Below are 13,065 nucleotides of genomic sequence, written 5' to 3'. Positions count from 1 at the left end.
CTGTCGCAAAAAGGCACTCCGGTCCGATAGGACCGGGTGCCTGGCCGTTCGGCGCTCGCTTGCTCCGGGCAATGAGACGGGTTATTCCGGGCTTCGCCTGCCGTAAGCTTTCGTTCTCGCGTCCGCGATGACGCCCGACCAGTTGAGGCCGAAGGCGAAGTCGTAGCGGTTGCCCTCGGCGTCGACGTGGACCTCCATGTCGTGCGGAACGTCCTCCGCCTGCTCCTCGACGGTCCGCATGTTCGCCGGAAGCTGCATCGGCAGCAGCGCGGACGGCTCCGCTTCTCCCGTCAGTATATCGAGCAGCGCCTGATCCTGGACGCCGAAGCTGACGACGATCGCGTCCGCCGCGGGCTCGAACTCCCGGCAGACCGTCGGCTTCGTCAGGTTAAGCGAGACGATGACCGGCTTGTCTCCCATCGCCGCCTTCGTATCCAGAACGAGAGCGAGGTCCTCGTGGTTGTGCGCCCGGACCGTCTTGCCCCGGTAGGAACGGTTAAGCACGTCCTTGTCCCGGGCGTCTCCGGCGAGGCTCGATTCCCTGGCGTGCTCCGCCGTATACGGCCCGTATTGCAGGCTGATCGGCACGTAGCCGCTGCCTCCCGCCGCCGCGTCTTCCGGGCTGTAGCCGCTCCCCGAATCGGCGCCGCGAATGGCGACGATCGCGACGTCCGCCTCCTCCGGCGTCTCGACCAGCTCGAAGTAGCGGGCCGCCGTCTTCAGGCTGATCGGATGCTCCGTCTTCTCGGCGATCGGAAACCCGAACCAGCTGATGCCGGCGGGCGTGTGGCGCTGCGGGATATAGACTTTGGTCCCCTTCTTGAGAGGAAGGGTCTGTCCGCGATTCTTCAGCAGCACCACCGACTTGAGCTGCGCTTCGTAGCCTTCCTTCACGAAGTCGGGATGACCGACGATACGGGCGCTTTCCTCCGGCGCGAGGTACGGATTCTCGAACAGGCCGACCCGGAACAGGTTGGTCAGCAGCCGGACGGCGGAACGCTCGAAGCGTTCTCTCATCGCCGTCTCTCCTTGCTTCTCGCAGCCGATCCGATAGGCTTCGAGAATCGGGCCGATCTCGCTGTTGCCTCCGAATTGGTCGACTCCCGCCATCAGAATCTTATAATGTCGCTCCGCGACGGTGTAGCCCGATTCGACTCCCCAGCTCCGGCCGCCGGGGAACAGCCGCTCGATCCGGGACGGCTCGTCCTCCGTAATTCCCCAATCAGTGCAGACGACGCCGTCGTACCCGTATTTGCCTCGAAGCAGATCCGAAATCAGATACTCGCTGTAGGAATTGCCGACATTTTCTCCGTTCTTCTTATCCTGTCCGTACGAGATCGTATAATACGGCATGACGGCGGATGCTTCTCCGGTGCCCTTTCTCAGGTCGAAAGCCCCTTCTGTAAACGGAATCAGATGATCTTCGAAATTATTCCCGGGATAGACGGCGTATTTGCCGTAACCGAAGTGCGCGTCCCGTCCCCCTTCGCCGGAGCCGCCGCCGGGCCAATGCTTGACCATCGCGTTCACGCTGTCCGCTCCCCAGCCGCCTTCGGCGCCTTCCGTCGTCTGGAAGCCGTCGATGTAGGCTCTCCCCATGTCGGCGGACAGACGGGGATCTTCGCCGAACGTGCCGTTGAACCGGCTCCATCTCGGATCGGTGGCGATGTCGACCTGCGGGGACAGCGCCGTCGCGATGCCGAGCGCGCGATACTCCTTGGCGGCGACCTCCCCGAAGCGCTCCGCCACCGCGGGGTCGAACGTGGCCGCGAGACCGAGCGCTTCCGGCCACATCGAGATCGCGCCGCCGGAGCCCGCGTTGTATTCGGCGCTCGAGTCCGTGCCGTGGCGCGGGTCGGTGCTGATATTGACCGGAATGCCGAGCGGAGCGGCTTCGGCTGCCGCCTGCAAGCGGTTGTTCCAAACCGCCGCCGCGGCAGGGCTCTCGACTGCCGTCACGAGCACGTGGCGGACATGGTCGGCTTCGAGGAACGCCTTCTGCTGGTCCGTCAGATCCGATGCGTCCGCCCCGCTCTCCTCGTACGGCTTGCCTCCGTATGTCGCCGGGAAAAAGCCGAACGTCGCGGGAACCGCCTGATGAGGGCTGTACAGCATCAGCCCCGCGATCTGCTCGACGCTCATTCGGGAAGCGAGATCCTTCGCCCGCTCCTTCGGGGGAAGCCTCCAATCCTCGTAAGGATGAAGTCGGCCGTCCTTGCTCATATCCTTGAAGCGAAGGCCGTCCACCTCCAGGATCGTGACGCCGGACTCCGCGGAATAGCCCAGCGTCGGTCCGTTCTCGTTGGCCGCGTACCGGACCGACGGGGTCGTTTTCGACTTCATTTCCGTATGTTCGCTCATTCGGTTGCTCGCTCCTTTTCCTCCAAACGGTTCATCGCCCGGCGGAAGCCCGCCGCGATCTCCTTCATGACGTCTTCCACCTGCGGGAACAGCCCGGACTTGTCCATGAAGCCGTGGCTCGTTCCGTTGTATTGAATAAGAGTCGTGGCGACTCCCGCCTTGGCCAGCTTGCGGGCGTATGCCTCGTCCTCAAGCCGGAGGTAATCGTATTCCGCGGTCGCGATGAGCGTCTCCGGCAGCCCGGACAAATCCGCGTGAAGAGGCGCTGCGTAAGGGTGATCGGGTTCGGCGTTGTCCTGAAGATACAGCCGGAGCAGCGGATTCGTGCCGTCTCCCTTCATCGCCAGAAGATCGGGAATGATAACGTCGCGATGCTCGTCGGAGATCTCGTACGCGTCCAGCTTCCATTCGCCGCCTTCCTCGGTCGGAAGCGCCCCCATGTTCACGGTCGGGTAAATCAGCGCCTGATAGCCGATCCGCCCGGTTCTTTCGTCCCGGTCCCTCAGCGCGCATACGGCGGCGAGATTGCCTCCCGCGCTGTCCCCGGCGACCGCCAGCGGACCGGGCCGAACGCCGAGCTCGCCCGCGTGCTCGCTGACCCAGCGGACGGCGTCCCAGCAATCGTCTACGCCCGCCGGGAACGGGTGCTCGGGCGCGAGCCGGTAATCGACGGAGACGACGACGGCGTCCGCGCGCAGCGCCAGGCACTTGCACGGGTTCTCCACCGTCCTCAGCGTGCCGCCGATAAAGCCGCCCCCGTGGAAGAACACGATAGCGCGCCGGAGCCGCTCCCCCGGCGGAGTATAAATCCTCACCGGAATCGGGCCGCCGCTCCCTTCGATCGTCCGGCCGACGGCCGACACCGCTCCTCCGGTTACGTCTTCGTTGTCCCAACCCATGAGCGCCCTCATCGTCTTCGCGAAGGCGATCGGATCGCTTGGGTCGAGCGGCAGGGAGAAGCCTTGCGGCATCTCGTCGAACAGCTTCTTCTGCACCGCATACACCCGCGGATCCATCCGTCCGGGCGCGTCCGCTTCGTCCTCGGGAATCGGCTTCGTCACGAACGTATAGCCGTCCCTCTGCTCGCTTCGGGTTTTCCTCTCCAACGCCTCCAGCCATTCCGGGTACCTAGCGTCCATCTTCTTGCTCCTCTCCAGCGTAGGATATGGAAGTGCGGTTCCAGGCAGGTCAATCGCTTGCTCTCTGCTGCTTTTATTGTAAAGGCGAACCCGCGGGACGGGCTTTCGATTTGACGACTTTAGGGTTTAGCAAATCCGACTTTATGAGAAGAGGCGGTCAAGACAGCTGCGGAAGGTATGAGGTTCCGTAGGGTGCGAGAGGGGCACGGGCATGGAGGTTACAGAGGTTACAGAGGTTGCTGAGTTACGGAGGTTGCTGAGGTTGCTGAGGTTGCTGAGGTTGCTGAGGTTGCTGAGGTTGCTGAGGTTGCTGAGTTACGGAAGTTGCTGAGGTTATTGAGGTTATTGAGGTTATTGAGGTTATTGAGGTTATTGAGGTTATTGAGGTTATTGAGGTTATTGAGGTTACGGAGTTACAGAGTAGTTGCAGAGTTGCAGAGTTGCGGAGTTGCGGAGTTGCAGAGTTGCAGAGTTGCGGAGTTGCAGAGTTGCAGAGTTGCGAAGTTACAGAGTTGCGGAGTTGCGGAGAGGGAGTAGGGGCGTAGTAACTTATGTGCGTGATCGTAGGCTAAATACCGTGTGTATCAAGGATTAAACATGATATTTCAAGCTTATTGCGGCGATATTGGCGAGTTCGACGAAATAAACATGCTTTTTCATGCTTATTGCGGCAAAATGGGCGATAAGAACGGATTAAACATGATTTTCCATGTTTAATGCCGCAACTCGGGCGATAGCGCCAGAATAAGCATGAAATTTCATGCTTATTGCGGCAAAGCCAAGGAAGAGTCCTGCCCGGATAGGCGACCCCCTGCCACAAAAAGCCGGCAAACGGGATCGCCCACCTTCATCAGGTCATTATCGAGTCATCATTGAGCCTTCATGAACCTCACGGCCATATACTCCCGGCCCGTCAGCTCGATCCGGAACGTTCCTTCGTACGTGCCCTCCAGCCGCTCGATCGTCATGTTCCACGTATCGATGACGTCCGCCGTGTAGCGGGTCCCCGGCTCCAGATGGAACACGCGGAACGACGGGCGGTTGAAGCCGAAGTAGTACAGCAGGTATTCGCCGGGAACGCCGCCGATCGGCACGTCCCAATCCATCTGCGTCTTCTTCAGCGGGTTGATGCCGCCCTCCGGCCCCTCCTCGAGAATCCGGCGCAGGAACGCGATCCGGTCGGGGCTCGTGCCGTGGAGCTCGCCGCCCTTCGCCCACCACAAAATATCCTGCGGGTGAAGATACGTTTCGCCGTGGCCGACATAGCCTCCGCGAACGGCTCCTTCCCAGAAGCGCCTCGTCATCTCTTGGCCGCTGATGTTGCCCCAGCCCGTCTCCACGTTGCCTTCGTACGCGCACTCGTCGATGACGACCGGCTTGTTCCACTTGGCGCGCCACTCGTCGGTATACTCCGCCGTCCGGTAAACGTCCTGGCGCTGGATGCTGCAGTGGGTGACCCACGGCCGGCTATAGTCGTAGAACGGATTGCAATTGTGGATCGAGATCAAATGGCCGTGCGGGTCGTTCCCCGTCACGATGCCCGCGAAGCGCTCCCAGTCGTCCGTCTCCTTCTCCCACATCAGGTCGTATTCGTTCGCCAGCGACCACCAAATATGGCGGAACGCGGACAAGCGGGCGGTCACGTAGCGCAGGTAGCGGTCGTCCGCGACCTTGCCCATCTCCGAGAAGCCCCAGCGGTCGTACGCGTGGAACAGGATCAGGTCGGCCTCGATGCCGAGCTCGCCCAGCTGCGCGATCCGGTTCTCCAGATGGCGGAAGAACGCCGGGTTGAAGCGCGAATAGTCCCAGCCTTGCTCCCGCGAGCCCTCGTACGGATAAAGCTCGGGCTCGTTCTCGTTGTACAGGTAGGCCTTCGGAAAAACGCACATGCGCATTTTGTTAAAAGGAGCCTTGGCGAGAGTCCTGAGCGTCTGCTCTTCGAGCTCGTTCCCCTGGTGAGTCCATACGTAGCAGGTCGTTCCGACCGGGTAATAAGGCGTTCCGTCTTCGTAGGCGAAATGGAACGTGTTCTTCACCCGAACCGGACCGTGATTGCCCTCGGCCGGAGCCGTTACCGCGAACCGGCCTTCGATGCCGTCCAGCGAGCGCGCGTTGCTGCTCGTCCGGAACGTCCACTCCCCTTCCCGGTCCGGCATGAACCGGACGAGGTAGCGCCCTTCCCCGTCGTAGAAGCCGAGCGCGCGCAGCGTCCGTTCTCCGTCGGAGAAGTCGGCGCTCAGGCCGACGTCGACGAACGGATTGCCGTGGCTAGGCCCTTCCAGCGAGAGCTGAAACATCCCCCATCGCTCGACTTCCCCGGGAGATCGGGCCGCCGCCGAGCCTCGGGCGACCGACGCGTCCTCATAGTCCGCGGAAGGCGCCTTCTCCTCCGGCTCCCCGAGCGGATGGAGAGGCTCCAGCTCCCGAAGCAGCGCCTCCTTCGCTTCTTCCGAAGGCAGAGCCTCCAGATAGGAGCCGAACGTCCCCAGCTTGCGGAATTGAAGCAGATAGTCGGAAGACGCGAGGGAGGGATCGTTCTTGAACAGGATCGCCCTCGATTCCGGATTTTTTAACACGTGGCCAAACTTGTCCGTCTCGCGGAATGCCATGAGATCCTCTCCTTATTAGCTCGTTATGGTCTAGGCAAGCCGGTTCTCCGGCGCTCCGATCACGGAAGCGACCGCCCGCTTCCAGCCCGCGTATTGCCTTTCCGCCTTGTCCGGCGCCATGGCGGGCTCGTACAGATGACCCCGCCTTGCGTCCGCGCTTCCGCTCTCGCCCGCGTTCGCCCCTGCGAACGCTTCCTCCAGCGAGCTCCAGAAGCCGGCTCCGAGGCCGCCGAGATAGACCGAGCCCATCGCGGACAGCTCCGCCACGTCCGATTTGAATACGGCGCGGCCCAGCATATCGGCCTGGAACTGCATCAGGACGGCGTTCGCCGACGCGCCCCCGTCCGCCCGCAATTCCTTCAGCGGAATGCCGGACTCCCCTTCCAGCAGCTCGACCGCGTCGCGCACCTGGTAGGCGATGCTCTCTATCGCGGCGCGAACGACTTGGGCGCGCCCCGTGCCGCGGTTCATGCCGACGAGCGCCGCGCGGGCGTCCGGCTGCCAGTAAGGGGCCCCGAGCCCGACGAACGCCGGCACGAGGTAAACGCCTTCATTTTCCGGCGCCATGTCCAATAGCTTCTGCATCTCGTCCATGTCGGCGAACAGGCCGAGGTTGTCGCGAACCCACTTGATGCTGTCGCCCGACGTGCGGATGACCGCCTCCAGCGCATAGGTGATCTTGCCGCCGCGGCCCCAGGCGATCGCCTGAACGAGGCCGCTTCCGGCCGGGGCGGGCCGTTCGCCCACGTTCATGAGCACGGAAGTGCCCGTGCCGTAGGTCGCCTTCGCCGTGCCCGGCTTCAGGCAGCCGTTGCCGAACAGCGCGGCCTGCGAATCGCCGATGACGCCGGAGATCGGCACCCGCGCATCCCCGAACAGCTCGGGATCCTCCGCATGGCCGAATAGCTCGTCGGAGAACTTCACCTCGGGCAAGACGGAGTCCGGAACGCCGAACAGCGCGCACAGCTCCTCGTCCCACTCGAGCGTATGGATATTATACAATGACGTGCGGCTCGCGTTCGTATAATCCGTCGCGTGAACGCGCCCGCCGGTCAGCTTCCAGATGAGCCAGCTGTCGACCGTGCCCGCCAGCAGCTCTCCCGCCGCCAGCTTGCGCTTCGCGTTCGGGACGTTCTCCAGCATCCAGCTCCACTTCGCCGCGGAGAAGTACGGATCGAGCAGCAGCCCGGTTTTCTCCCGGACCGCGCTCTCCCATCCCGCCTCGCGCAGCTCCGCGCAACGCTCCGCCGTGCGCTGGCACTGCCAGACGATCGCGCGGTGAACGGGCAGCCCGGTCGTCCGGTCCCACAGTACCGCCGTCTCCCGCTGGTTCGTGACGGTCAGCGCGGCGAGCCGCTCCGGACCGACGCCGGCCGACTCCAACGCCGCCCGCGCGGCGCGCCGCACGTTCCCGTAAATCTCGAGCGCGTCGTGCTCCACCCAGCCCGGCCGAGGATAGAATTGCTTATGCTCGAGCGAGCAGCGGGCCGCGACCTCGCCGGAACGGTCGACCAGCAGCGCCTTCGTGCCCGACGTGCTCTGGTCGATCGCGAGAATGTAATCTTTCTCCGGGGACGGCTTAAGAGACATGCAATCGCCTCCCCTTACTTGCCCAGCAGCTCGAGAGCAAGCCGCTTCAGGTTGTTCGCGCTGATGCCGTAGTGCTCGAACACCTCGCTCGTCTTGCCCGCGATCGCCGGCTCGTCCGGAATGCCGACGATGCGCATCGGGACGGGCTTATGCTGCACGACGACCTCGGCCACCGCGGCGCCAAGGCCTCCGTGGATGCTGTGCTCCTCCACCGTGATGATATGGCCCGTCTCGCCCGCGGCCCGAAGCACGGCCTCCTCGTCGAGCGGCTTGATCGTGTGCATGTTGATCACCCGGCAGGAGACGCCCGCCTCCTTGAGCGCCTCATGCGCGTCGAGCGCGACGCGAACCGTTTCCCCCGCGGCGATGATCGTCAGATCGGCGCCGTCCCTCATCGTGACGGCTTGCCCCAGAACGAACTCGCACTCCTCATCCGACCCGTACGAGTCCTCCACCGGGTTGCGGCCGATTCTCACGTACACGCCGCCTTCGTGCTTGACCAGCGCTTCGGTCATCCGCTTCGTCTCGTGCCGGTCCGCCGGAAGCACGACCGCCAGACCCGGGATCGCCCTCGCGACCGCAATGTCCTGGACCGAATGGTGCGACATGCCGAGCGCCCCGTAGCTGACGCCGCCGCTGATGCCGACCAGCTTCACGTTCGTGCCGGAATAGGCGACGTCGACCTTGATCTGCTCGATGCTGCGCATGCTGAGGAAGCACGCCGGAGACGTCACGAACGGTTTTTTGCCGCTGTGGGCCAGCCCCGCCGAGATGCCGACGATGTTCTGCTCCGCGATGCCGACCTCCACGAACTGGTCGGGGAACTCCTTCGCGAACGGGGCCATCGCCGCCGACCCGCGGGAATCGCTCGCCAGCACCATGATGTCGCGGTCGTCCCTTGCCAGCTCCGCGAGCGTCTCGCAGATGACTTGTCGATTCGGAATCTTGTTCATGATTCTATCGCACCTGCCCTTCCTGCTGCTTCAATCTCTCGGCCGCTTCCGTCAGCTCCGCCAGCGCCTTCGCCAGCTCCTCGTCGCTCGGCACGTGGTGATGCCAATGCGGGACGTTTTCCGCGAACGATACGCCCTTCCCCTTCACCGTGTTGGCCATGATGAGCGTCGGCTTGCCAGGGATCGCGGGAACCCGCTCCAAGGCCGCGACGAGCTCGTCGATGTCGTTGCCGTCCAGCGAAATGACGTTCCAGCCGAACGCCGCCCACTTCTCGTCGAGCGGATCGAGCCCCATGACCTCCTCCGTAGAGCCGCTGATCTGCAGCCGGTTGCGGTCGACGATGCCGACGAGGTTATCCAGCCCGTAATGAGCCCCCGCCATCGCCGCTTCCCAGACCGAGCCTTCGGCCTGCTCGCCGTCTCCCATCAGGCAGTAAACCCGGTACGCCTTGCCGTCGCGCTTCGCCGACAGCGCCATTCCGACCGAGATGGCCAGGCCGTGCCCGAGCGCTCCCGTGTTCATCTCGATGCCGGGAACCTTGTTGTTCGGATGCCCGATGAGCCGGGTCCCGAATTGGCTGAACGTGGCGAGCTCCTCCTTCGGGAAGAAACCGAGGTCCGCCAGGATGCACCAGAGAGATTCGACGGAATGGCCTTTGCTCGCGATGAAGCGGTCGCGCTCGTCCCACTTGGGACGGGCCGAATCGATTCGCATGATTCGATAATAGAGGGCGGTCAGAATGTCCGTGTTGCTGAGCGAGCCTCCGGTATGCCCGGTTCGGGCGCCGTGGATCATTCGAAGCAGGTCCATCCGGATCTGGATCGCCTTCGCTTTAAGCTCCGAGTTGTTCATGGGATCTCCTCCTTCTATGCCCCTTGCCGGTTACAGTCCCGCGCCGCGCAGCCAAGCCTGGATCTCGCGTTCGGTCGGGTCGACCGGATCCGGCGTCAAGCCCGGAATGTATTGGCACGCCTCGTAGATCGCCGGAATGGCGTTGGCGTGAATGCCCACCGCGTGATGGACGTACGGTCCCTTGACGAGCTTCTCCTCCCAGAGCGGCCAGTCGTTCACTTCGACCCAGACGTAGGAGCCGCGGGTATAGGGCCCTTGAATGCCTCTTGCCTTGCCCAGGAAAATCGAATACTCCCCATGGTCCCCGTCGAACCGGGCGATCGTCATGTCCCCGCCGCGGATCTCCCCTTCGTGCGTGCCGGGAGAGTGGTCGTCGAACAGGAAGTGCTTGCGGAGCTTCGGCTTCTCCTCCACGCTGAGCGAGACCGGGAAGTTCCCGCAGTGGAAAAGCAGCTCGCCGTTCGGGTTGTCCGGGTGGCGGATCGTCAGGTCCGCGAAGAACGTCGGCGCCGTATTCATCGTCGCCGCCTGCACCATGACCGAGGTGATCGCGCCGTGAATGTCCGTCTCGCACGTCACGGGGATCTGCTCGTCGGTCAGGATCGCGTTGGCGAGGCACGGCATGATGCCCATCGCCTCCTGCAGCGCGGACCAGCACTGGATCGCGATCGCCGAGCATTGGTTGTTTACGGCGTACTGCTTCATCGCGACCTTGAGGGCGGCGATCCGGCGGACGTCCGTTTCCGTGACCTCGGAGTAATCCAGCTTCTCCTTGATGTAATCGATCGCCGCCGCCAGCTCCGAGCTGTTGCCGGACTCGATCTTCTTCGAGGCGCGCTGGATGTCGACCAGCGTAATCGGATGAAGCTCGATGCCGAAGCGCTCCAGCAACTCTCCCTCGTTGCACATCATCGTCCAGAACGACGTCGGACGGGGCCCGATCTGCAGGATGCGCAGAGACCGGAACGTCTTCACGACATTGGCCGCCGCGACGAAGTTCGTGAACCCCCGCTCGAAGACCGGATCGTTCACCCGGGAGTTCGTTATATAAGTAAAGGGGACATTGAAGCGCCGGAGCACCTTCCCCGTCGCGAACAGCCCGCACTGGGTGTCGCGCAATCTCATGCCGTCCTCAAGAGGGGCTTCGTCGCGAGGTCCCCACAGCAGCGTCGGCTTGCCGACCGCCTTGGCGACCCGGGCGACCGTGTCCTCGGTGCCGAAGTTGCAATGCGGGAAAAACACCGCGTCGACCCGCTCGTTCTTCAGCTTGCGCGCGATGGCGTCCGCGTTGATATGATCGTCGTACAGCAGTCCTTCGTCGTTCAGGTCCTCCAGATCCACGATGTCGATGTCCATCCCGAAGGATTCGATTTTCTCCCGGATCAGCACCTTGTATTTGAAAGCGTCTTCGGCACTGAACGTAAACCGCCGGGTCGGCGCATATCCGAGCTTTAACTTGGCCACGATGGATTCCCCCCGCTTGAGCTAGTTGACTTCGCCTTCATGGTAGCATCGGGGGCTAAACACGTCAATAAAATATTTTAGTATTTTTAATAAATTTATTTATAAAATATCTACTTGCAGATTGTCCATTATCTTTTCATTTCCTTAAAAAAATGCGATAATAAAGAGGACTGCCGTAACTAAACGCTTTTATCGGCCTCAAGGCAATTCGGCACGAAAACCGCGTTCTTTCTGCCGATAACTAAACAAGCGCGCGTCTTTGTCCTTTCTTAACGGCATCAATATTTGAGCTGATCAAAGAGGTTGGGATTCGCGGACAATCGCGCAAGTGGATCGAGTTGGTCCTAGACAGCCCTGCGGACTGCGCCCTCCTTCTCGATTGAGAACCATAAACAACTAAACTAATTTAGTAACGATAGGTGTGTTGGAATGAAGATCGACGATATCGCAAGGCTGGCTAACGTATCCAAGTCCGCCGTCTCCCTCGCCTTGAACGGCAAACCCGGGGTCGGCCCGGAGACCCGCGACAAAATCCTGAAAATCGCGCAGGACACCGGCTATGTCCAACGCTCGCAGGTACATGCGCAGCAAGTTTATCGAACCAACCGTTTCTTGAGGCTGGTCGCCTTGACCAATTCGGGGATCGTGCTGGACGAGTTCGAGAAGCAGCCCTTCTTCACCGAGCTGATCCGCCATATCGAGGACCAATGCAGCAGCAACGGCTATTCGCTGCTGTTCTCCTCCATTCAAGGAGATCTGCTGGCCGAAGAGATCCAGCGGCTCGCGACGGACGTCGAAGCGAGTGGGCTGATCCTGCTCGGGACGAACCTGACGAGAGAGCAGGTCGCCCTCGTGTCCGGGCAAATCGCCAATCTCGTCGTGCTGGACACCTGCCACGAATCGGTCTCCGCCGACTTCGTCGTCATGAACAACTTCATGGGAGGCTACCAGGCCGCGCGCCATCTTATCGAGCTGGGCCACCGGCGCATCGGCTACGTCCAATCGAAGAGCCGGATGCATAACTTCGATTCCCGCCGCAAGGGGTTCGACGCCGCCCTGGAGGAGTTCGGCCTCACGCTCGCTCCGGAGCACGCGTTCACGATCCTTCCAACCGTCGTATCCTCCCAAGAGGAGTTCCTGCAGGGCTGGAGCGGCCTTCGCGGCGACCGTCCGACCGCCCTGTTCTGCGAATGCGATTATATGGCGATCAGCGTCATCAAATCGGCTCACGAGCTCGGCATCCGGGTTCCGGACGAGCTGTCGGTCATCGGCTTCGACGACATCGCGGAGGCCGAAGTCATCACCCCCGAGCTGACGACGATTCACGTCGAGAAGGAGACGATCGCGGCCCTGGCCGTCGAACGGCTGATCCGGCTGACGGAGCAGGAGGGGCGGAATCTTCACCTGAAGACTCTCGTCGACACCTCCCTGGTCGTTCGGAAGTCGACGAAGGCGTTGGAGTGAGTTCGGGATACGAATAAGCAAGGATCGCCAGGAGGTGCGGATAGGCATGAAACGCCCCGGGCTTGCCGCTGTTCTCTTGCTGCTCGCGAACGCGTTCTTTGTTTTTGTCGTCGACATCGTTACGATTAAGCCTCACCGAATATCGGGCAACGGGAACCCGGGCATCGCCGCGTTGGCGATAGGCTGGCTGCTGCTCGCCGCCCTCGGCTTCTTCTACTGGATCAGGTTGTCTCGTTGGAAAAGATCCCGCCGAACGGACTCCGTCCTCTTCTTCGTTTCGATCGGCGTGCTGGGCGCGGCCCTGCGGCTGGAGCATCTTCATATTGCGGAGTTGCTGGATGCGTTGGGAGGCGGAGTCGGCGATCCGGAATCGCGGATCTATCGGTTCGGATTTCTTAACCAGTATACGAACACGTTTTACTATAACGGGTATTTAATTGCAGCGGTCGTCGCCATCTTGTCGGCGATCGGGTCGGGAACGAGATGGCTGGCTCCGAGGGATAGGAGTGCAGCTAAAGCGAGCAATAGCGCCGAATAACCTAGACGCCGGAAGCGAGGGGCTTGGTGCGCCTTGGCCTCGCCTCATCTGAGTCGTGGTTGCTTACTTGACCCCAGCATGCGCAACACAAAGA

The 13,065-nt window shown here is 62.0% G+C and carries 9 protein-coding genes; 2 read left to right on the top strand and 7 right to left on the bottom strand.

Annotated features, from left to right (window positions below):
- Nucleotides 1–81 precede the first annotated feature (81 nt).
- The 7 genes from H7B67_RS26980 to H7B67_RS26950 form a co-directional block, all read right to left on the bottom strand.
- Nucleotides 82–2,361 carry a glycoside hydrolase family 3 protein gene (locus tag H7B67_RS26980; RefSeq protein ID WP_185122983.1) on the bottom strand — a complete coding sequence of 760 codons (2,280 nt, stop codon included), beginning with the start codon at nt 2,359–2,361 and terminating at the stop codon, nt 82–84.
- A complete protein-coding gene (locus H7B67_RS26975) occupies nt 2,358–3,500 on the bottom strand; it encodes an alpha/beta hydrolase (RefSeq protein ID WP_185122982.1) in 1,143 nt (380 codons plus the stop codon). Before H7B67_RS26975 ends, H7B67_RS26980 begins: the two co-directional genes overlap by 4 nt.
- 869 nt (nt 3,501–4,369) lie before the next feature.
- On the bottom strand, nt 4,370–6,109 hold the full coding sequence (locus H7B67_RS26970; protein ID WP_185122981.1) for a DUF5605 domain-containing protein: 1,740 nt from the start codon (nt 6,107–6,109) through the stop codon (nt 4,370–4,372).
- A 30-nt stretch (nt 6,110–6,139) separates the two neighbouring features.
- The gene (locus tag H7B67_RS26965; RefSeq protein WP_185122980.1) at nt 6,140–7,699 is read right to left on the bottom strand and encodes an FGGY family carbohydrate kinase; all 1,560 of its coding nucleotides are present in this window, start codon (nt 7,697–7,699) and stop codon (nt 6,140–6,142) included.
- A gap of 14 nt (nt 7,700–7,713) precedes the next feature.
- On the bottom strand, nt 7,714–8,655 hold the full coding sequence (locus H7B67_RS26960; RefSeq protein ID WP_185123040.1) for a transketolase C-terminal domain-containing protein: 942 nt from the start codon (nt 8,653–8,655) through the stop codon (nt 7,714–7,716).
- A gap of 1 nt (nt 8,656) precedes the next feature.
- Nucleotides 8,657–9,505: a transketolase gene (locus tag H7B67_RS26955; RefSeq protein ID WP_185122979.1), complete on the bottom strand. Its 849-nt coding sequence runs from the start codon at nt 9,503–9,505 to the stop codon at nt 8,657–8,659.
- A 30-nt stretch (nt 9,506–9,535) separates the two neighbouring features.
- The gene (locus tag H7B67_RS26950) at nt 9,536–10,969 is read right to left on the bottom strand and encodes an L-fucose/L-arabinose isomerase family protein (protein ID WP_185122978.1); all 1,434 of its coding nucleotides are present in this window, start codon (nt 10,967–10,969) and stop codon (nt 9,536–9,538) included.
- A gap of 429 nt (nt 10,970–11,398) precedes the next feature.
- Here H7B67_RS26950 and H7B67_RS26945 point away from each other — a divergent pair, with 429 nt between their 5' ends.
- Nucleotides 11,399–12,433, top strand: coding sequence for a LacI family DNA-binding transcriptional regulator (locus tag H7B67_RS26945; RefSeq protein ID WP_185122977.1), 1,035 nt, complete (start codon nt 11,399–11,401; stop codon nt 12,431–12,433).
- 46 nt (nt 12,434–12,479) lie between these two features.
- Complete coding sequence (locus H7B67_RS26940) at nt 12,480–12,971, top strand: hypothetical protein (protein WP_185122976.1); 492 nt, start codon at nt 12,480–12,482, stop codon at nt 12,969–12,971.
- Nucleotides 12,972–13,065 lie beyond the last annotated feature (94 nt).

The organism is Cohnella thailandensis (assembly GCF_014212135.1).
Lineage (GTDB): Bacteria > Bacillota > Bacilli > Paenibacillales > Paenibacillaceae > Cohnella > Cohnella thailandensis.
Note: the sequence above shows the minus strand (reverse complement) of the source record. Positions and strands in the feature narration are given on the sequence as shown.